General features: G+C 38.7%; 17 protein-coding genes and 1 riboswitch. Of the genes, 12 read left to right on the top strand and 5 right to left on the bottom strand.

The genetic code is table 11. The features are described from left to right. Positions 1-19 precede the first annotated feature (19 nt). From purB to RWN13_RS02485, 4 genes are all read left to right on the top strand, one after another. A complete protein-coding gene (purB, locus tag RWN13_RS02500; protein ID WP_314060152.1) occupies positions 20-1,315 on the top strand; it encodes an adenylosuccinate lyase in 1,296 nt (431 codons plus the stop codon). Between the two features lie 195 nt (positions 1,316-1,510). Continuing rightward, positions 1,511-2,188, top strand: coding sequence for a GntR family transcriptional regulator (locus tag RWN13_RS02495; protein WP_314060150.1), 678 nt, complete (start codon positions 1,511-1,513; stop codon positions 2,186-2,188). Between the two features lie 192 nt (positions 2,189-2,380). Further along, on the top strand, positions 2,381-3,301 hold the full coding sequence (locus RWN13_RS02490; RefSeq protein ID WP_314060148.1) for an aldo/keto reductase: 921 nt from the start codon (positions 2,381-2,383) through the stop codon (positions 3,299-3,301). Between the two features lie 212 nt (positions 3,302-3,513). After that, complete coding sequence (locus RWN13_RS02485) at positions 3,514-4,446, top strand: LacI family DNA-binding transcriptional regulator (protein ID WP_314060145.1); 933 nt, start codon at positions 3,514-3,516, stop codon at positions 4,444-4,446. 442 nt (positions 4,447-4,888) lie between these two features. Here RWN13_RS02485 and RWN13_RS02480 read toward each other — a convergent pair whose 3' ends face one another. Further along, positions 4,889-5,533: an NAD-dependent epimerase/dehydratase family protein gene (locus tag RWN13_RS02480; RefSeq protein WP_314060142.1), complete on the bottom strand. Its 645-nt coding sequence runs from the start codon at positions 5,531-5,533 to the stop codon at positions 4,889-4,891. A 428-nt stretch (positions 5,534-5,961) separates the two neighbouring features. Between RWN13_RS02480 and RWN13_RS02475 the strand changes: the two genes are divergently transcribed. Beyond that, on the top strand, positions 5,962-7,503 hold the full coding sequence (locus tag RWN13_RS02475) for an ABC-F family ATP-binding cassette domain-containing protein (RefSeq protein ID WP_314060138.1): 1,542 nt from the start codon (positions 5,962-5,964) through the stop codon (positions 7,501-7,503). A gap of 66 nt (positions 7,504-7,569) precedes the next feature. Continuing rightward, positions 7,570-8,925, top strand: a complete 1,356-nt coding sequence (locus RWN13_RS02470) for a TrkH family potassium uptake protein (protein ID WP_314060135.1) — start codon at positions 7,570-7,572, stop codon at positions 8,923-8,925. A gap of 94 nt (positions 8,926-9,019) precedes the next feature. Here the strand turns inward: RWN13_RS02470 and RWN13_RS02465 are convergent, their stop codons facing one another. Continuing rightward, the gene (locus RWN13_RS02465; protein WP_314060132.1) at positions 9,020-9,223 is read right to left on the bottom strand and encodes a DUF2187 domain-containing protein; all 204 of its coding nucleotides are present in this window, start codon (positions 9,221-9,223) and stop codon (positions 9,020-9,022) included. 344 nt (positions 9,224-9,567) lie between these two features. Next, entirely contained in the window at positions 9,568-10,530 is a 963-nt protein-coding gene (locus tag RWN13_RS02460; RefSeq protein ID WP_314060129.1) for a hypothetical protein, read from the bottom strand. A gap of 533 nt (positions 10,531-11,063) precedes the next feature. Between RWN13_RS02460 and guaC the strand changes: the two genes are divergently transcribed. From guaC to RWN13_RS02445, 3 genes are all read left to right on the top strand, one after another. Continuing rightward, positions 11,064-12,041 (top strand): GMP reductase, encoded by a 978-nt coding sequence (guaC, locus tag RWN13_RS02455; protein WP_314060128.1) that lies wholly within the window; start codon positions 11,064-11,066, stop codon positions 12,039-12,041. Between the two features lie 163 nt (positions 12,042-12,204). Beyond that, a complete protein-coding gene (locus RWN13_RS02450; protein WP_314060127.1) occupies positions 12,205-12,537 on the top strand; it encodes a PadR family transcriptional regulator in 333 nt (110 codons plus the stop codon). Further along, on the top strand, positions 12,534-13,496 hold the full coding sequence (locus RWN13_RS02445) for a permease prefix domain 1-containing protein (RefSeq protein ID WP_314060125.1): 963 nt from the start codon (positions 12,534-12,536) through the stop codon (positions 13,494-13,496). The genes RWN13_RS02450 and RWN13_RS02445 overlap by 4 nt, the downstream gene beginning before the upstream one ends. A 63-nt stretch (positions 13,497-13,559) precedes the next feature. Here the strand turns inward: RWN13_RS02445 and RWN13_RS02440 are convergent, their stop codons facing one another. Together RWN13_RS02440 and thiD are read right to left on the bottom strand one after the other, a co-directional pair. Beyond that, complete coding sequence (locus tag RWN13_RS02440; protein WP_314060123.1) at positions 13,560-14,135, bottom strand: ECF transporter S component; 576 nt, start codon at positions 14,133-14,135, stop codon at positions 13,560-13,562. A gap of 14 nt (positions 14,136-14,149) precedes the next feature. After that, entirely contained in the window at positions 14,150-14,989 is an 840-nt protein-coding gene (gene thiD, locus RWN13_RS02435) for a bifunctional hydroxymethylpyrimidine kinase/phosphomethylpyrimidine kinase (RefSeq protein WP_314060121.1), read from the bottom strand. A gap of 112 nt (positions 14,990-15,101) precedes the next feature. Here thiD and RWN13_RS02430 point away from each other — a divergent pair, with 112 nt between their 5' ends. From RWN13_RS02430 to pdhA, 3 genes are all read left to right on the top strand, one after another. Continuing rightward, the gene (locus RWN13_RS02430; protein WP_314060118.1) at positions 15,102-16,529 is read left to right on the top strand and encodes a PLP-dependent aminotransferase family protein; all 1,428 of its coding nucleotides are present in this window, start codon (positions 15,102-15,104) and stop codon (positions 16,527-16,529) included. Positions 16,530-16,699: 170 nt separating this feature from the next. Continuing rightward, positions 16,700-16,864, top strand: a riboswitch (M-box (ykoK) riboswitch). A 428-nt stretch (positions 16,865-17,292) separates the two neighbouring features. After that, entirely contained in the window at positions 17,293-19,935 is a 2,643-nt protein-coding gene (mgtA, locus tag RWN13_RS02425) for a magnesium-translocating P-type ATPase (protein WP_314060116.1), read from the top strand. Between the two features lie 713 nt (positions 19,936-20,648). Then, positions 20,649-21,761, top strand: a complete 1,113-nt coding sequence (gene pdhA, locus RWN13_RS02420; protein ID WP_314060114.1) for a pyruvate dehydrogenase (acetyl-transferring) E1 component subunit alpha — start codon at positions 20,649-20,651, stop codon at positions 21,759-21,761.

The following is a 21,761-nucleotide window of genomic DNA, read 5'->3' as shown; positions in this document are numbered from 1 at the left end:
AATTAGAGGAGATAGTTAAATGATTGAACGTTATACACGCCCGGAGATGGGGAATATTTGGACAGATGATAATCGCTACGATGCCTGGCTGGAAGTTGAAATTTTGGCGGCAGAGGCTTGGGCAAATCTTGGTGAAATCCCACAAGAAGATGTGGTGAAAATCAGAGAAAATGCAACCTTTAACGTTCCTCGTATTTTAGAAATCGAACAGGAAACTCGTCATGATGTTGTGGCTTTTACGCGAGCTGTCTCTGAGTCTTTAGGCAACGAGAGTAAGTGGGTTCATTATGGTTTAACCAGTACTGACGTTGTGGATACAGCTTACGGTTATTTGCTAAAACAAGCTAATGATATTTTGCGTCGTGACTTAGTCAAGTTCACTGAGATTATTGGCGAAAAAGCAAAAGCTCATAAATATACAGTGATGATGGGAAGAACTCATGGCGTTCATGCTGAACCAACTACCTTTGGGTTGAAATTAGCTTTGTGGTATTCTGAAATGACTCGGAATATTGAGCGTTTTGAGCACGCTGCTAAAGGTGTTGAAGCTGGGAAAATCAGTGGGGCAGTTGGGACTTTTGCTAATACCCCCCCTGCTGTGGAAGCTTATGTCTGTGATAAATTAGAGATTCGCGCTCAAGATATTTCCACTCAAGTGTTGCCTCGTGATTTACATGCCGAATATATTTCGGCTATGGCGATTATTGCCACCAGTATTGAAAAATTTGCCACTGAAATTCGGAGTTTACAAAAATCGGAAACCCGTGAAGTGGAAGAATTTTTTGCCAAAGGACAAAAGGGATCATCAGCCATGCCTCACAAACGTAATCCCATTGGTTCAGAAAATATGACCGGATTAGCACGAGTTATTCGAGGTCATGTGTTAACAGCCATGGACAATATGGTCTTATGGCATGAGCGAGATATTTCTCACTCATCAGCAGAGCGAATCATTATTCCCGATACGACTATTTTGCTTGATTACATGTTAACACGTTTCAGTACAATCGTTGAAAATTTAACGGTTTTTCCAGAGAATATGAAACGAAATATGGATGCAACCTTTGGATTGATTTACAGCCAGCGTGTGTTGTTGCAATTAATTGATAAAGGAATGACTCGAGAAGAAGCCTATGATCTAGTGCAACCAAAAACGGCTTACGCTTGGGATCATCAAACGCAATTCCGTCCTCTTTTAGAGGCAGACGAGATTATCATGTCGTCATTAAATCAAGCTGATTTAGACGAAGCCTTCGATTATAACTGGCATATGAAACACGTTGAGACTCTCTTTGAACGAGTTGGTTTAGGATAATAGAAATAAAAAGATAAGAAAAAATCAATACCGCTAAACCAAGGAATTAATTTCCCTGATTTGGCGGTATTTATCTTATTTAACAATCATGTCAAAGCTTTTGGAGTCAAAATATGACGAGAATTTCAATTATTTTTCTTAATGTTTAAAAATTTGTTATACTGGATGTAGCGAATGAAAGAAAAGAGTTAGCCTATGAGAAAAAAAAAAACTGAGAAAAAAGTTTATGATTATGTATTGAAGCAGATAGAAGAAGGGGCCCTTGGTCCAAATAGTAAAATTGTGGAACAAGATGTGGCTCATTACCTTGGAGTCAGTCGTTCGCCAGTTCGCAGTGCCTTGCTTACTTTAGAAAGGGAAGGCTACATTAAATTGATCCCATACAAGGGAGCAATTGTGTTAAGTAAACAATTGGATGGACCCACTTATGTGGAGCAATTAAAAGTGTTTGAACTGTTATTTATACAGTATCTTTTTCAGGTTGAAACGAAGCACAGTCAGCTGCCTTTTGAGGAATTAGCTGAACAAACTCAACGTATTTCTCAAGGAATTGGTCAAGTTGCCAAAGAAAGGACCATTAGTTTGGAAATGGACCTCCTGGGGCTACTTTTAAGTCAGCAACCAAACCGCTACTACAAACAATTAGTGATGGGAATTATCAAAGGTGTTTTGACAACGGATTTTGGAGAAATGACATTACCAGAAGAAGAGGGCCAGCTTTTGTTTTTCACTCATTTTAAACTGTTAGTGGACTATTTAGAGAGTGGGAAGCATCCTCAAGCTCGCCGGGAAGTCAGGATTTTAGTTAATAATTTAATATTGGCGGTGATCGATAAACAGGACTTGGGACAATTAAATAAGTATGAATCGTAAGTGGTTACATGTATAATGAAGGGGTGTGAGAACGCAAGAGATTAAAGCGTTTAAATTCTGGAACCTTCACTAAGGTTTCAATCGCATCAAACTTAAGCGTCTTTCGATTTTTGCTATTACTCAAGCTTTTTCTGGGATGTGGCAAGGCCCAAGTTAGGGAAGATCGGACTTACAAAAGAGGAGGAATTGTCAGTGGAATACATTAATTTAGGTGGAAATGAAGACTTAAAAGTATCACAAGTAGCTTTAGGCTGCATGAGAATGACTAGCCTGTCTGAGACAGAAGCTACATCATTACTTGAGACAACTGTCAGTGAAGGAATTAACTTTTTTGATCATGCGGATATTTATGGTGCAGGAGAATGTGAAGTCTTATTTGGCAAGGCCTTAACTAATAGCTCGATCAAACGTGAAGATATTTTTATTCAAAGTAAATGTGGGATTCGCCAAGGCATGTTTGATTTTTCTAAAGAACATATTCTATCTTCTGTAGATGGTATTTTGAAGCGACTGGACATTGATTATTTAGATGTCTTGGCTTTACATCGCCCGGACACCTTAGTTGAACCAGAGGAAGTAGCAGCAGCTTTTGATCAATTAGAAAAAACAGGCAAGGTCCGTCATTTCGGTGTAAGTAATCAAAAACCTATGCAAATTGAGCTGTTAAAAAAGAGTTTAAATCAACCGTTGTTAGTGAATCAGTTACAGTTTGGTATTATGGCAACTGGAATGGTTGACCAAGGGATTCACGTTAATATGAAGGATGATGCTAGCGTGGACCATGATGGTAGTATTTTGGATTATTCCCGACTACACGATATGACAATTCAAGCATGGTCACCTTATCAATATGGCTTTTTTGAAGGTGTGTTCTTAGGTAATGAGAAGTTCCCAGAGCTGAATGCAGCTATCGATGTTTTAGCAGACAAATATAATGTTACAAACACCGGGATTGCTACTGCTTGGATTTCGAGACATCCGGCAAAAATGCAGACAATCTTAGGTACGATGAAGGAAAGCAGAGTTAAAGAAGTGGCCAAAGCCTCAGATATTGAGCTGACTCGTCAAGAGTGGTATGAGATTTATCGTGCAGCTGGCAATATTTTACCCTAATTATGTCACCTGTTCTCGAAAGAGAGCAGGTGTTTTATATTTTGAGAACCAATAAGATTTGTTTGTGATTGACGTGAGACTGGTTTCATATGGTATTCTTAAAATAAATCAGAGATTTTTTTAAGATAAGTCTCAAGGGACATGATGCGGAAAAAGTAAATTTGCAAATCCGCTCTAATACATATAGCCATGAGTTGGAAGGGATTGAGTAAATGGCAACAATTCGTGATATAGCAAAATTATCGGGGTATTCAGTGTCAACAGTTTCTCGGGTATTGAATAATCATCCCTATGTTTCTGATAAAAAGAGAAAAAAAGTTCAGGATATTATTGATGAACTCAATTATATCCCCAATACGAAAGCTCGGCATTTAAGTTACGGGAAATCATTAAATATTGGCGTGTTAATCCCTCTGACTAATAATTCTTGGTTTGAAGAAACGACCAGTGGGATTATTGATGAAGCAGCAAAATCCGGGTACACCGTCACGCTTTTACCGACTAACTACAATCGTGAAAGAGAAGATTATTTTCTAAGGGAGTTGCTGGCGAAAGCTTACGATGGGCTGATTATTTTATCCCGTGAGATCCCTTTAGCTATGATTGAAGAATATGCCAAGCAAGCTCCGATTGTGTGTTGTGAAGACACAGGTGACTCTAAAATTTCTTGTGTTTATGTAGAACGCAAAGAGATGTACAAGCAGGTTTTTGAAAAAATCAAAATTGAAGGAAAAACACCAGTTGGTTTAACACTTAGCCGCAATGAACGGAAAAGTGCCAGTATGCGGACGACTGTTGAAAGTTTTGTAGAGGTTTTTGGTTCGTTAGACGAAGCGGTTATCTTTCGAGAGTGCCGAACCTTTGAAGAAGGGTTGGAAGCTGGGGCCTTTTTTGCGAAACACTCTACCCCACCTCAAGTGGTGTTTGTGAATGGTGACGAAGTAGCTGCGGGTATTTATGAGTATTATCAAAAAGGACAGGGGATTGACATCATTGGCCAAGGGAATGAATTACTAAGTCGCGTCTTAGATTTCCCGACGATTCTCCATCCCTTAAAGGAAATGGGTAGCTTAGCCTTTAAGACTTTATTTGATACAAAAGTGACTCAGTTAAAACTGAAAAGTCGATGGATTCATCATCAATAAGAGTAAAACAAACGGGAAGATAAATTTTTTGGGTCCTGGTTGGGTTATTCGTTATGTATCAACACATGCTCAGTGCACGACACTTTGTATTTATCCCATCAATCGTGTACTATTCGTGAAAAAATGTGGTTAGGATAATAGTCCCAATCTCCGATAATTTTACGAAAATTGTGCGATAGACGCGCTCTAAAAGTCTGCTCTCTTCGATCTCAACAAAGTCTAATCAATGCTCGACGCTTCAGTGTACAGCGATTGATGAGATCGGAACGCAGTGTAGTGTCCCTTGTTTCTAATTGCTGCCGTTATTCTTATGAATTTCGACCTTAGCGGTAAGGAACAAGGTCGTGAAGGCTCGGGAATTTCTCAAAACCCGAGCAATCGACTTTTTCTGTGACGAGTTGTCTAACGAGGAAACAAAACAACTTTATGTCCCAGCTTGTTTTTACAATTGGTCGGGAGTCAAACATGATGTGTGGGGCTGTTTAATTTCAGCGAGCACACGTTTAGCTAATCTGTTAATACCAATGGGATAGACAGGTCGAAAATAATGATTGATGATTGGCAGATGTGCCAAGAGGAAGACACCGCTACCTTCAACCAAAGAAAATGGACGGCCAATTCCCACGACTAACCCTGGTCGAATAACGATGACGGGATTTGTTAACGGCTTTAAGTAAGTTTCGGCTTGTCGTTTGTGCTGGATGTATTCTTTGGGTATCACTGGGCCTCCAGCGTTGGCAGAAAGAAAGACATAGGGCAATTTGGGGTAGTGGGCTACTTGGTCGGCGATTAGCTGATTTGTTAGGACAATCATCTTCTGATAGGTGATGTTTTTGTTTTTATTCTCTCGCAAAATGCCAATTAAGTTAATTACTCCAAAGCTGTTCTCTACATACGGTTGCCAATTGGTTTCGCTGAAAATATCTGTCTTTACCCAAGTAATCAGAGGATGAGAGCTTAGAAAATGATTTTTAGGGCTGCCGCTACGTGAGAAACTGATAACGGGAATAGTTTGTTTGATGGCTTCTCGACAAATAGCTTGGCCAAGAAAACCACTGCCACCAAAAATTAAAAGAGGTTTTATCATAGTGACTCCAATCTGTTTTATTTAGTTTATAGGGTAAGCATATCATGTTCCGCTGTGACTGGGGAATGATACGGCTTATACACTCGGATAAAAGTATTTTACAAATATCCTGAGGTATGATAAAGTTAGTAAGCGAATGTGAGGTAATGACTATGAACAAAGCAACGCCCTATATTAGACGAAACAGCTCCTTACAAATGAATTAGATGAAGCATTGTATGGAGCATTAAAAACGAGAGACCCTTCATCACTTTTTTTAGCAAAAATTAGACTTGGTAAAGTCTTATTTGAGTTGTCTAAATTAAGTGGGGGATAAACCGATTTTATCAGGCTACTAGGATGTTTTTAGTGGCCTTTGTATGGAAAAGCAGAGGTTAGTAGGTGACTACTGAACTCTGCTTTATTTTATTTAAAAAGGAATGATGGAAATGAGTATCTTAACAATTGAAGAGTTGAATTATGAGCTACCAGATAAAGTGTTATACCAAGATGGCAATGTGACCTTAAATCGAGGCGAGCACATGGGGTTGGTTGGGAAAAATGGTGCAGGAAAAAGTACCTTAATTAAAATACTGATTGGGGATGTTCTAGCTGATTCAGGTAAAATAACCTGGCAGAACAACATTAAATTAGGTTACCTTGAACAATATTTATTAATTGAAGAAGGACAAACCATCCGAGAATTTTTACACACATCCTTTAGCGCTCTTTACGATCTAGAAAAAGAAATTGAAGGGTTATACAAAGAGTATGGTGAAAGTTTGGATGACCAATTATTGGATAAGGCGGGTAAGAAACAAGAGACACTCGAGCAAAGCGGTTTTTATACCATTGAACAATCCATTGAAAAAATGGCATTTGGCTTAGGGATTGCCGCGATTGGCATGGAGAAAAAATTAAGTGAGCTTAGTGGGGGACAGAAGTCCAAAGTCTTTTTAGCCAAATTGTTGTTAGAAGAGCCTGACGTCTTGCTATTAGATGAACCTACCAATTATCTAGATGATACTCACGTTCAGTGGTTAGCCGGGTTTTTAAATGAGTTTACTGGCAGTTATTTAGTTATTTCTCATGATTATCAGTTTTTAGACGAAATCACTAATTGCATCTGTGATATTGAATTTGGTCGTTTGCAGAAATATCCAGGTAATCTAAATAAGGCCTTGAAGTTAAAAGAAATTGCCAATGAAAACTATTTAAAGGATTACCATGCTCAACAAGAAAAAATCGATAAATTAGAAAATTATATTCGTAAATACAAAGCCGGTTCCCGCTCGACTATTGCTAAAAGTCGGGAAAAACAACTGAATAAAATTGATCGCTTATCAGCTCCAGAACGGGTTTATCAAAGTGCCTTCGAGTTTCCTTATGCCCCAATTCTAGCAAACTATATGATAGAGACGAAAGGCTTGGAAATTGGGTATAAGCATGCCTTATTACCAGCGATTGACCTGATTGTTCAACGAGGTGAGAAAGTTGCTATCAATGGTTTTAACGGTATTGGGAAGTCAACTTTACTCAAGACGTTAATCGGCGAAATACCGGGTTTAAAAGGAAACGTAATCCTGCCTGAAGGTTTGGAAATCAATTACTTTTCCCAAGAGTTAAATTGGCCGAACCAAAGTTTAACACCTTTTGATTACGTTCGGGAAGCTTATCCTAAATTATTGGACAAAGAAATTAGAACTCATTTGGCCCGTAGTGGCATTCATGATGATAATGTGAAAAAAGCTATGAAGTTCTTAAGTGGAGGCGAGCAAACAAAAGTTAAATTGTGTATTATGACGATGGTTCCCAGTAATTTATTGATTTTAGATGAGCCGACCAACCATTTGGATACAGATACCAAACGAGCCTTGCGTCAAGCTATTGAATCCTATGAAGGGACGATTTTAATTGTGTCGCATGAAGCCGATTTTTATGAGAATCTAGTGGAAAGAATTGTTAATATTGAGGAGTTGCAAGCTCAATAAGTTTGTCTATGATACAATATTTTTAGCGAACATGACTAAAATGAAAAATAAGTTGAGGTTAGGAAATTGAGAGAAAAGAAAAGCAAACGACTAAAAAATTTATCGCCAGTCCAATTAATTGTGTTGAGTTTTGTAGGAGTGATTTTTGTTGGAACCTTGTTATTGTCACTGCCTATTGCCTCAACTACGGGTGAAACCAGCTTGATAGATGCCTTGTTTGTAGCGACTTCTTCAGTTTGTGTTACTGGCTTGACCACGGTGAATACAGCAGCGCATTGGAGTTTGTTCGGTCGCGTAGTAATACTTTGTTTAATTGAAATTGGTGGCATGAGTTTTATGTTAATGACACTCTTTTTTACGATGGTTGTTGGTAAAAAAATAAATTTCGGGACGCGCTTAGTGTTAAAAGAAGCCATGAATCTTGATGAACACAGTGGGGTTCTAAAGTTAGGTCTTTATGTATTGAAGTTTTCATTTTCAGTTCAGCTGATTGGTGCGATTCTATTACTGTTCTCTTTTGGACCTAAATATGGCTTCTGGAAAGGGCTCGGATATAGTCTCTTTCATGCTATTTCAGCTTTTTGTAATGCGGGCTTCGATTTGTTTGGAGATAGTCTAGAGAGCATGCGCCAAGACAGTTATGTCATCCTAGTTTTAGCTGGCTTGATTATTGCTGGTGGGTTTGGTTTTGTGGTTTGGCGAGAGGTCTTAAATTGGTTTAAGACCAAGAAGATGTCGATTCATTCTCGTTTAGCTCTTAAAGTAATGGCGGTCCTATTAGTTGGTGGTTTTCTCTTATTTCTGCTGATTGAGAAAAATTTAGCTGCTTACAGTGATGAACTGTCATTTGGACAGCGGTTGGTAAATACATTTTTTTTAACCGTGACTCCTCGTACAGCAGGATTTAACAGCGTTCCTTATGCTGATTTATCTGACGCGACGCTGATTGTGACAATGATTTTGATGTTTATTGGTGGGAATTCGGGCTCCACAGCAGGTGGTCTTAAAACCTCAACCCTTGGTGTATTAGCGCTTTATGCTTGGGCGAGCATTCACGGTCGTGAAGTGACGGTGTATCGGGAACGAACGATTAATCGTAAAGTCATTATGCGAGCTTTTGCTCTGTTTTTCATCTCAATCTCGATTGCGATTGGTTCAATTACGTTATTATCAATGACGGAAACAATTCCCATCGGTTTTGGCATTGAATATGTGGCATTTGAGGTTTTTTCTGCTTTTGGAACGGTGGGCGTGACGATGGGCTTAACCCCAGGGCTGACCTTGATAGGTAAAGGAATCATTATTCTTCTGATGTTCATTGGCCGAGTGGGGGTCTATACCTTCTTACTTGCCATTGCCCGTCGTCAAAAAAATAATGAGGCCCTGATTCGTTATCCAGAAGAACATATTATGGTCGGTTAAAGTAGTTACTTAACAGGAATTATCCAGATAAAAAGACGCCTCAGAAGTTTTCGTAACTTGGGGCGTCTTTTTGTTTGATTAAGTAGTGTTCTAATTAGACTTCAACGATTTGCGAGAAAGGAATGACAAGTCGTTTGTTTAATTCTTGAACTCGATCAGTATCAATTTGAGAAGAATCACTAACTTCTACTAAAGCTGACAAGTCATATAACTTTTCAACTTTTCCCCTGAAGCATTCTTCAAGTAAGGGACTTGCGCATTGATAGGTATTACCGACAACGATTAAATCTGCTTCCATGAAAATTCACCTTCAATTTCTTATACAAAAAGAGTAAATAAGTCTAGTTGTATTTTTTTTCGTACCCCTATCTTACGATACTTGTCTTATGATTTCAACATGAATATTCATAAATAACTCATTTTTTGTTAGAAATAACGAAACTACTCATAAAAACAACAGAAAATTCATTTTATTTTCACATTTGAAAGAGAAATCAATTGGTTTATTGTTTTTGAACGCTTCATCAAGCTGAATAAAGTTAATGGAAACGAATTTTGTTAATTGCCGTTGTTTTAAGTAGAACTTGACGAGAGAGTAATTCGACTTATTTCCATAAGAAAAAAGGTGACTAATCTCAAAGATTAGTCACCTTCTTCATTAATAGAGACAGCTTCTAACAATAACTCGAGGAAAATATCGCCATTTAAAAGACTTGGTAAGTAAATCGTTGCTAAGATGGAGTTATTTGTATCTAATAGATTGACTTGTTGTCCGTAATTCCAAGACAAGATGTCTTTCTTGCGAGAAGTTGAAGTAGTAAAGCGGTGAAGCTGAATATCTGCAATATCATACATGTCAACTTCAGTACCGTCGATTGTCAATTGACGACCTTGCCAAGTTATTTCTGCACCTGTTGGCATGATTTGGGAGACGGGCAGGTGACCTTTATTTTGTTCAATCATTAATTCACGATCAAATTCTTCTTGCTGGCTTGTGTCAACACTCCTTGAGATATGCTCTGCTAAGTAGGGAAAGACAATTACTTGACCTTCTTGGAGTTTGACGCGTAATTCTTGGCCTTTTAACAGTTGGAAATGTTCAATGATATCTTGCTGAATGACTCCGATTAGTGTTTTTTTATCTTCTCTATCTTGTAGATTGGGCCCAATAACGGTCCATGAAAAATTTTTATGTTCATAGAGGGCAAGAGCTTCTCTAAAGCCGTACTCCTTAGATCCCGGTAAACGTAATAGATGAATGTAATCAACATTATTCAAATCCACTGTATAGGATGCTTTACGACTGTGGACATCGATACTGTTTTCAGAAATAGTTAAGACTAGCTTTCGCTTATCAATCATCAGGTAAACGATAATCACAATAAACACTATTAGCAAAAAGAGGCATAGACCAATCAGTGGCATTCCCAAAGGTTGTAAGCCAGTTAAAGAGAGGTTGAAGCTTCCCAGAGACAGATTGGTCAACGAGGTCAGGCTTAAGCCATAAAGCACGCCAAGGATGATGCTGGCTATTAAAAGCAGAGTGGCACAGACGAGCAAAGCCAGTTTATGCTGGGTGATGCGGGTAAGTGTTCGATGATTCATGTAAAGATCCTCCTTTTAAAGAAATTTAGGTCGGTTAAGGTAATTAGCAGTGGGTAAATCGCTAATGGTCTTTTTATTATAACACGTTTTGAGATGAGCTGTCGGAGGTAGCAACTAGTGACAATCTAATTAGTCAAAGAAACGGAACCTGGTACGCTTTCATTGTCAATAAATATAGTACGATACCAAAAGGCATATTTCTGAAAACCAGCAATGAATGCGCCCTAATATTGCCTAATGAAGGAAAGGTATATTATGTCGAAAAGTTTCAGATCAGCAGAGCAGAGATTGCCGAAATCACAAATGATGAAATTTATGAGGATATTCGTGTTAAAAATCAGAATGTCATTAAAACACGAACAATAATGTGGTGGATTTACAATATTATCATAAAATATTTAGAAATGACTTGCTTTTTTTATGGATATAAGGTAAATTATCTTAGGAAGCAAACGTAGAACTGTTAATTAAATGTTAATGTTCGTGTTTTCTTTCTAATATAATGAGTTCAAACTCAACAGGAGGTTATCAACATGAAAATTTTCGATTATGAAGATGTTCAATTGATTCCAAACAAATGTATCGTAGAAAGTCGTTCAGAATGTGACACAAGTGTGGTTCTAGGGAAACATACCTTTAAAATGCCCGTTGTCCCTGCTAATATGCAAACAATCGTTGATGAAACTATTGCCGAATGGTTAGCATCTAATGGCTATTTCTATATTATGCACCGTTTTGAAGAAGATAAACGAATTCCTTTTATTAGAGATATGGCTGAAAAAAAATTAATTTCGTCTATTAGTGTTGGCGTTAAGCAAAATGAATATGAATTTGTGGAAGAGCTTGCGGCCCAAGGTTTAGTGCCAGATTATGTCACTATCGATATTGCTCATGGTCATTCCAATGCCGTGATTAATATGATTCAACATCTTAAACAATTTTTACCTGAGACCTTTGTAATTGCAGGGAATGTCGGAACGCCAGAAGCAGTCCGTGAATTGGAGAATGCTGGAGCTGATGCGACGAAAGTCGGAATTGGTCCAGGAAAAGTCTGTATTACTAAGATTAAAACTGGTTTTGGCACTGGTGGCTGGCAGTTAGCTGCCTTACGCCGTTGCAGTAAAGCGGCGCGCAAACCGTTGATTGCTGATGGAGGAATTCGAACCCATGGTGATATTGCTAAGTCGATTCGTTTTGGGGCTACCATGGTAATGATTGGCTCATTATTTGCTGGCCACGAAGAATCACCAGGTGAAACAGTTGTCGTTGATGGCGTGAAATTCAAAGAGTACTTTGGCAGTGCCTCTGAATTCCAAAAAGGCGAAAAGAAAAACGTTGAAGGAAAAAAAATGTTATTACCATACAAAGGGGCTTTAGTGGATACATTAACGGAAATGCAACAAGATCTGCAGTCATCCATCTCTTATGCAGGTGGTAAAGATATTGGTGCTATTCGTAAAGTGGATTATGTTATTGTAAAAAATTCGATTTTTAATGGTGACTCAATTTAATACTCAAGTTTTATGACGTTAATTTTAAGCGAAGACCTTCCCCTTGTGGATAGGTCTTTTTTTACTTGACCTGTCGTAGTAATAGTGCTATAATTTTATTACTTCGACAGACGTAGTATATCAGTCGTAGTAAAATGGACTTACTCGGGAAGGATGTGAGTAGATGATCAGTAGTGACGTGATTCGTGGTTACAATGATCCGATGATATTATCCATATTAATTGAAGGTGATTCTTATGGTTATGAACTTTCTAAACAGATTAGGGAAAGGTCAGATGAAAAATACATCATTAAAGAAACGACCTTATACTCTGCCTTTACTCGCTTGCAGAAAAATGGCTACATTGAGTCTTATCCGGGGAATGAAACCTTTGGTAAGAAGCGCACTTATTATAAAATAACACCAGCAGGTTTAGAGTTTTATTTAGCTAAGCGGGATGAATGGCAGATTACCAAAGAAGTCGTTAATAAATTTATTGGAGGAGACGTGGAATGAATACAATAGCGGATTATTTAGAAACAATGTTTATTAATTTGCCGGAAACACCTGAAATTATGCAATTGAAATACGATCTATACGCTAATATGGAAGACAAGTACAATGAATTAAAGGTCGATGGTAAAAGTGAAAATGAAGCAATTGGAGTGGTTATCTCGGAATTTGGAAATATAGATGAAATTTTAGAAGAGATGAACGTCCATTATCAGGAAGAGGAAGAGGAGAGTATTCCAGTTGTGGATTTAACCGAAGCGTTGAGTTACGTCGAAGGAAAAAAACGAATCGGATTGGGAATTGGCGTTGGTGTTTTTCTCTGCGCCTTAGGGCTGGCGGCCTTTTTGCTGATAGCGATCAAATTTAATTCACCAATCGGCATTATCCCGATGATTGTATCAGTGGCAATCGGGGTGGGGTTATTTATTATTAGCGGTTATAAAAATAGCGCCTTCCAATACTTTCAAGGGGATTTTGTGATGACAGGCGCCTCGCGAAAAGTGATTCAGAATGAAAAGCATGCCTATGAACGAACCCATATCCTGGCGATTGTCTTAGGTGTTGCAGCGTGTATCTTATCTGTAGTCCCTTTCTTTATGATTGTGTTTCTTCGTCCATTTGATAATGGATTGATTGGCTTAGGGATTGGTCTAATCTTAGTGATTGCCTCAATTGGCGTGATCTTTCTAGTCTATACAGGGAATGTAATATTGGCTTTTAATACGTTGCTACGAAATGCGAAACCACGGCAGCCGACGAAAGAAGAGATTCAGTACAATCGAGTGGACCATTTATTTGAAGCTGTTTATTGGCCACTGATTGTGATTATCTATCTAGTTTGGAGTTTTACGGGATCAGGTATGCGCTGGTCTTACAGCTGGATTATTTTTGCTGTAGCCGGTATCTTGCAAGAAGCGATTAAAGCAATTTTAGGGATTGCTCCAACTCATAAAAAACATTAAAAAAACGCCTGACGAAAATCGTCAGGCGTTTTTTTGTTTTCTACCCAGTTAAATCAGTAAGGCTTAATTATGATTAAAATTGGGTGAAGTGCGTTTGTAAAATTGGGTGACAATCTGCTTGACCGGATAATAAGCAATTGTCACAATAATCAATGTGGATATACCATTGACTAGCGAAGCCGGTAATGACAGAAAAGCGGCAATAGCTGCTGGTCTCAAGCTGGCACCAGCAAGCATCGCAATCACAGTACTCTTTAAAAAGGTCATGGCCAATTTAGTGATGATGGCGCTAATTGCCACGATGATAATTTTATAAATCTGATCGTCTTTTTTATTAAATCCCATAAAAACTAAGGTGGCGACACCTCCAACAACGAAGCTTTCCAAAATAAAATAAGGGGCTTCTGCAGCAAAACCGTTCATCACATCGAAAATAGCAAAGCCCATGCCTCCAGCGAGAGCTCCTTTACGGAAACCAAGTGTTAAAACAGCTAACAGCAAAACAGAATTACCTAAATGAATAAAAGGGGCACCAACTGCCGCTGGCATAGGGATGCGAATCATTGTTCCGACAAATGTTAAGGTGGCAAATAGTCCCGTTAAAACAATATCTGCCGTTGAAATTTTATTTTTCTCCATTTTTTTTCCTGCTTTCAGTGACTGTCTTTAATTGGGCGAAGTATACGGTCCTCTGCGTGGTTGTATGCGCCATGCCAGACGTGACCTAAAAATGGATTGATTTCCAAGCCGTCTTTAATCGCGGCTGCCACGAAGGCTTTTCCTTGTATGACAGCTTCTTTCACGGTGAATCCTTTTCCTAAGCCAGCCGTAATTGAAGCCGCAAAGGTACAGCCAGCTCCGTGGTTAAAATCAGTTAAGTACATTTCATTTTCCAGGGTGATAAAATCCTGTCCGTCATAAAAAATATCAATCGCCTGATTGCCGGCAATTCGTTTACCGCCTTTGACGACGACATTTTTTGGACCTAAATCCAAAATACGTTTAGCGGCTTCTTTCATATCCTCAACGGTGTGCAACTCACCTAAACCAGATAAGATACCCGCTTCAATTAAGTTAGGCGTCGTAATAGTCGCAACTGGTAGGAGCAGTTCGACCATCTTGGCGACGTTCTCCGGTTGTAATAATTCTGTTGTGCCTTTGCAGGCCATAACGGGGTCGATTACAACATTTTCTTGATTAAAAACATCGATGTAATGACGTGCTACTTTGATCGTCTCGATTTCACCAAGCATACCGGTTTTTAAGGCTGCCAATGGTGCACCTGCATAAATCGTTTTTAATTGTTTGGCAACAACGTCTGAATCAACAGAGGTCACGCTGTGGGACCAGTTGTTATCCGGATCCATAGTGACGAAACTAGTGATGGCGGAAAAACCAAAGGTGCCGTATTCTTGAAAAGTTTTTAAGTCAGCTTGAATGCCAGCGCCACCACTGGAATCAGAACCGGCAATTGTAAGTATCTTGGGAATCATGTTTTAGCCTCCATCATTTTCTTGATATCTCTATCATAAACGATTCGCTGATTGACAAAAACAGCCAATTGGGTTATTTTTAACTCATCCAATTATAAGAAGGTGAAAGACGATGTGGCAATTGCCAGAAAAAAAGACCAAAGCCATTTATCAAAGCATTGTTGAATTAGTGATGAACCACATAAAAGCAGGTCGATTGTTACCAGGAGAAAAATTACCACCGGAAAGGCAGTTGGCCGCTGCTTTTGGAGTCAATCGTTCGACAGTTGTTCACGCTTTAGACGAGTTAGAGGCTATGGGTGTCATCATTCGTAAACAGGGGAGTGGCACTTTGATTAATGAAGGAAAATGGGGGATTTATACCGGGGCGTCAACTAATTGGCGGAGTTATCTATCGGGTGCCTTTAACCATCGTGACCCCTATTTGGAAAAAGTCAGTCAATTGGCAAAAAATCCTGGGGGTCGAGTGATTGACGCCTATACAGGAGAGCTTCCATTGGAGTTGATTCCCAGTTTAGCTTTACCGAGTATTTCTTGGAATGATTTTTTAGTTGAGGAGAGTCTTCAAGATGAGCTAGGTTATTTACCGTTGCGGCAACAAATTGTAACTCACTTAAATCATGAACGAGAATTGTCATTAACAACCGATCAATTGTTGTTGACTTCAGGAGCTCAACAGGCGCTTTTTTTAATCATCCAAGTCTTACTCCAAAGTGGCGATGCTGTAGCAATTGAAGAGCCATCTTCTTTTTATCCTCTGCCTATCTTTCAAGCTGCTGGAATTCGTCTTTATGGAGTTCCAGTTGACGGTCAGGGGATGAAGGTGGAGCTACTAGAACAGATGATTATCAAACGTAAAATAAAGATGGTTTTGGTTAATCCCAATTTTCAGAATCCAACAGGGTCAACGATGTCACTGCCTCGGAGGAAACAACTTGTGTCACTATGTCAGCAGTACCAAATTCCAATTGTGGAAGACGATGTTTTTAGTCAATTGTATTTTTCTGAAAAAGATAAGCCGGTCTTATTAAAGCAATTGGACAGTGAAAATGTGATCTATATAGGGTCGTTGTCTAAAATATTGGGAGCAACTACTAAAATTGGCTGGTTAAGTGCACCAGTTAAGGTGGCTCAGCAATTGGCTGAAGCCCGTAAAGAAATGGATTTCACTTTAAGTATCTTCCCTCAGGTGCTGGCGTCCAGTGCCTTAAGCAATCGCCAGTTTGATCAGCAAATCAAGGTGCTGCGCCAGGAGCTAAAACGTCGTCGGGACGTGTTAATCGGTTATTTAAAGGAGTTTTTGGGGCGAGAGGTTAGTTATGTTGTTCCAGAAGGAGGTTACTATCTGTGGTTGCAAGTTGAGAAACGGACATTAAAACAAGGAGACTTTGATTTTTTACTGGAGCTGGGGGGGTTAGTTGCCCCAAGTTTTACCTTTGGGGTGAATCGCCAAAGCCTAAGAATTAATTTTGCTAGGTTAACCCATAAGGATGCGCTTAGGCTGGTTAAATTGATTCATAAGATGATTTATAAAAGTTAGGAGAACGGTGACTTCTTAAAGTTTAGATCCGAAAAAAAGATGTTGTTAAGTTGTAGGGTGTCTTTTAGTTTTTTTGGGGAGGATTAATGTAAAAGATGGGAAAAAGGAAGGTTTTTATTTGACAGGTGAGGATTTAGCGCCTATAGTTAAGGGGTACCTAAAATAAAAACCAAATAATCTGTTAGGTGAGGCTCCTATATGGAAATACGCTGCTGCCCAAAAATATCGAGAGATGCCAATGGGTCAACTGGAATTGTCGAGAAAGGCTCTTCTTAATGTAGCTGACAGTAATGTCTAAGCCATATAGTGCTAAAACTCGACGTTGAGATTACTTTTTTGCTATGCATTATAACCTTGTTTAGCGAGCACTTCTCACGCCGAGAAGTGCTTTTTGTCTTTTTTTTGAGTAAGGACCAAGATGTTCCCTTTCAGAAAAATGATCTTTAAGTAGACATAGGGTTTTAGAGTTAAAAAGTAAGTTTCGAGATTTTAAGTGTTTTATCTTAAATAGGAGTAACTGGAAAGGGTGAGGGAAATGTCACGACAAGCGAAACAAGAGCCAGCAGAACCAGGTAGTAGTCGACAGCGGAGAAAAAAGCTAATTCATTCCCGAACCAATAAATTAAAGGCAGCCCTAAAATAGTTGGTTGAACGTACTTCAGATCTTATTTTATTTATTAAACTATTTAGCCAAGTGGCAGCCCTTAGTTTTTTTGTTAAAAAGGCTTAACTTTTTTCTTCGCATGAAAGTGAGGAAAAGAACATGATGAATTCAAGGAAAAATACAAAAAAAACAACTGTACAAATAAACCGCCAAGAGGCGAAAGATTCAGAACTAAAAAAATTAGCAGCCTTATCTGAAAGAGAACTGATGATGGAGTTTCGGACATCGGCTGAAGGGCTAACATCTGCCGATGCTGGGAAACGTTTAGAAGAACATGGACCTAATGAAATTTCTGCTCAAAGTCCAACACCTGCATGGAAATTATTGATGCACGCCTTACAGGATCCCTTTGTTTACGTCCTTGCTCTGCTCTTAGTAGTGTCAGCTGTAACAGGTGATATAGATGCCGCACTCATTATGGGTGTGATGATTTTCTGTAGTGTGATTATTAAATTTATTCAGGATTATCGATCTCAGAAAGCCAGTTTTGAGCTTAAAGAAATGATTGAGAACACCTGTGCAATAACTCGAGATGGTGTTACCACCGAAATACCGATGGATGAAGTAGTTCCAGGAGACATCGTGACCTTGTCGACAGGGGACATGATTCCTGCAGATGCTGTTCTTATTTGGACCAACGACCTATTCGTCAATCAGTCCTCTTTAACAGGCGAGTCAATGCCAGTAGAGAAGTTTGTTGATCCAGGAATTGATGTGAAAAAGATTCAATCCGACGACATTACGGCCTTGGATATGCAGGATTTAATTTTTATGGGAACGGACGTTTTAAGTGGTCAAGGGAAAGCGATTATTTTACGAACAGGGGAAGGCACTTTTTTTGGCGATATTGCTAAAAGTGCTAGCGGCAAACGAGGCGATACGGCTTTTGATGTAGGAATTACTAAAGTTAGTCGTCTTTTATTGAGAATGGTTGCAGTTCTTTTTCCAGTGGTCCTGTTGTTAAATGGCTTTACGAAAGGAGATTGGAGTCAGGCTTTCTTCTTTGCCATCGCTGTGGCTGTAGGGTTAACACCAGAAATGTTGCCGATGATTGTCACCAGTAATTTGGCCAAAGGGGCCATCAGTTTATCTAAGCAAAAAGTAATTGTCAAAGAACTGGCTTCCATTCAAAACTTAGGGAGTATGGACGTTCTTTGTACAGATAAAACGGGTACAATCACTGAAGATCGAGTGGTTTTAGTTAAGCACGTGAACCCCTTAGGTGAGGTAAACGATGACGTTTTAAACATGGCGTATTTAAATTCCAAGTACCAAACAGGTTGGAAAAACCTGATTGATCATGCGGTGATTAATTACTATGATCAAGCACCAGAGAAACATAACTTTACAACTGTTGAAAAAATCGATGAGATTCCTTTTGATTTTTCTCGTCGTCGTCTGACTGTCGCCGTTGATATTGATGGTCACCATGTGATGGTGACTAAAGGGGCAGTGGAAGAAATGGAAGATATTTGCACTCACGCTGAGATTAACGGTGAACTAGTCAAGTTGACTCCTGAATTGCGAAAAGAAATGCGCAGTGTCAATGTTAAAATGAATGAACAGGGCATGCGAGTCATCGCGGTTGCTTACCGTCGGGATGTCCATACTGAACCTGTTTATACGGTAAAAGACGAGACCGACATGATTTTGATAGGTTTTGTTGGTTTTCTTGATCCGGCGAAACAATCGGCAGTAACAGCGATTGCCTCCCTTCATGAACATGGAGTCAATGTAAAAGTATTAACTGGTGATAATGAAATTGTCGCACGTAAAGTCTGTAAAGATGTGGGAATTGAAGTGGAAGAGGTTCTTAATGGTTCTCAGATTGCGGAATTATCTGATGAGGAACTAAGAGGAAAGGTAGACGGCATTAATTTATTTGCCAAACTTTCTCCTATGCAAAAATCACGAATTATTAATTTGTTACAAGAAAATGGCCATACAGTTGGCTTTATGGGAGATGGCATCAATGATGCTCCAGCTCTGCGAAAAGCTGATGTGGGTATTTCAGTAGACACGGCGGCCGATATTACCAAAGATGCCAGCTCAATCATCCTCTTGGAAAAAAGTCTCAACGTTTTGGAGCACGGAATATTAGAGGGACGTAAAGTCTTCAGCAATATGATGAAATACATTAAAATTACCATTAGTTCCAATTTTGGTAATGTGTTTTCTGTACTAGTTGCCAGTGCCTTCTTACCATTTTTACCAATGCTCTCGATTCAGTTGTTAATTCAAAATTTGATTTATGATATTGCCCAATTAACGACGCCTTGGGATAATGTGGATGAAGAAGATATTTTAAAACCCGTTTCATGGGAAACTACTGGGTTACTAAAATTTACACTGTGCATTGGACCTGTTAGTAGTATTTTTGATATTGCAACCTTCTTATTGATGTGGTTTGTATTTGGTGCTAATACAGTAGCTAATCAAGGGCTCTTCCAAGCCGGTTGGTTTGTTGTTGGGTTAATCAGTCAAACGCTAGTGGTTCATATTGTGAGAACTAAAAAATTACCATTTATTCAAAGTAGAGCTAGTTTTCCACTGGTACTGTCAAGTTTGATAGCGATTGTCGTAGGTTTGGTGTTAGTCATCAGTCCCCTTAGAACAGGCTTTGACTTTGCAGCGTTACCAGCAACTTATTGGCCTTGGTTAATCGGTATTTTGATTGCTTATATTATCGCAACTGAAATTGCCAAAAGAATTTATATTCACTTTAATAAAGAATGGCTATAAGAGAATTAAAGGTGAGCTTTGCGAAAGTGAAGTCTTGCCTTTTTTTTAAAATTGAGATTATTCAATTTAACATTACTAATAGATAGAAAGAAAATGTCAGAGATAAGTCTAGGTTGATTGATATTTTTTTTGAGAAGAATAGCCAGAGAAGTTCGGTTTTTACAAAGGAAAATCAATTATTTAGTTAAAAAAGTTTGGGAATAACAGTGACAATATTAAAAAAACGTTTAGTGAACAAAATACTTTTTTCACTAACTTGTTGAAAAAAACAGATGAAAAAAAGTTGAAAATTGACGAATGAGCTAGATCAGTTGATTGTCGGTCAGAAATTGAAGAGTGAAGAACTTTGTGAAATGGCAAAAGTATTCAAATTGAAACAGCATAAATGTTGATAAATCAACGTGACTTAAATTATAATTAAGATGTTCTATAACAGATTGCACCTATGACTTATACAGAATGTAACAGTCTTTATCGGGAATGAAAATGAAAGTTTGAAAGTGGTGATTTCGTTAGTGAATTGATTCACTATATACTACAGAGTTATGCTCTGTCCTATTTTTATGAGAAAGAGGTTTTTTGAGCCACTTCGCTTGCAATAGTCTGTTTCTCGTGTTAAATTAAGAATGTGCTTGCAAGGAATACTGATACAGATTTCTTGCGCTGTTTGGAAACGAACACTAATAATGCAAAAAAGAGAGGATTGTGTAACAATGGCGACTAAAAAGAATAGCCCAGTTGATTTTGAAGCTTTGTTAGAGAATATCAACGCTGATTTTCCAACTTTACAAGTATTAGATGAGAATGGAAAAGTGACTAACCCAGATTTAATGCCAGATTTATCAGATGAAGAATTGGTTGAATTAATGACTAATATGGTGTGGGCTCGTGTCCTGGATCAACGTTCGACAGCATTAAACCGTCAAGGCCGTTTAGGTTTTTATGCTCCAACTGCTGGACAAGAAGCCAGTCAACTAGGCAGTCAATTTGCAATGGATAAAGAAGATTATCTATTACCTGGCTACCGTGACGTTCCGCAATTAATTAAACAAGGATTACCTTTAAAAGAAGCATTTTTATGGTCTCGTGGCCATGCTGCTGGTAACTATTACCCAGAGGAATTAAAAGCTCTACCACCACAAATTATCATCGGTGCGCAATACGTACAAGCTGCTGGTGTGGCTTTAGGACTTAAAAAACGCAATAAGAAAAATGTTGTGTTTACATATACAGGTGATGGTGGTTCATCACAAGGTGATTTCTATGAAGGGATTAACTTTGCGGGAGCTTACAAAGCGAACGCGGTCTTCTTTATTCAAAACAATGGCTATGCCATATCTACTCCACGTGAAAAACAAACAGCTGCCAATACATTAGCTCAAAAAGCTGTTGCTGCTGGAATCCCAGGGATTCAAGTTGATGGTATGGATGCGTTAGCCGTTTACGCTGTCACTAAAAAAGCAAGAGATTGGTCAATTGCTGGTAACGGTCCTGTCCTAATCGAAACATTGACTTACCGTTATGGTCCACATACATTATCAGGTGATGATCCAACGCGTTACCGTACAAAAGACGTTGAAGATTATTGGGAAAAACGTGACCCATTAGCTCGTCTACGTATTTTCTTAACAGAAAAAGGTCTTTGGACTGAAGATAAAGAAGAAGCGATTATTGAAGCAACTAAAGAAGAAATTAAAAATGCAATTAAAGAAGCCGATGCAGAACCAAAACAAAAGATTTCAGATTTCTTGAAAAACATGTTTGAAGTTTCTCCACAAAGCATTAAAGAACAAATTGCAATCTACGAAGCGAAGGAGTCGAAATAA

Origin of the sequence: uncultured Vagococcus sp. (assembly GCF_963518325.1) — a bacterium.
Classification (GTDB): domain Bacteria; phylum Bacillota; class Bacilli; order Lactobacillales; family Vagococcaceae; genus Vagococcus_D.
Note: the sequence above shows the minus strand (reverse complement) of the source record. Positions and strands in the feature narration are given on the sequence as shown.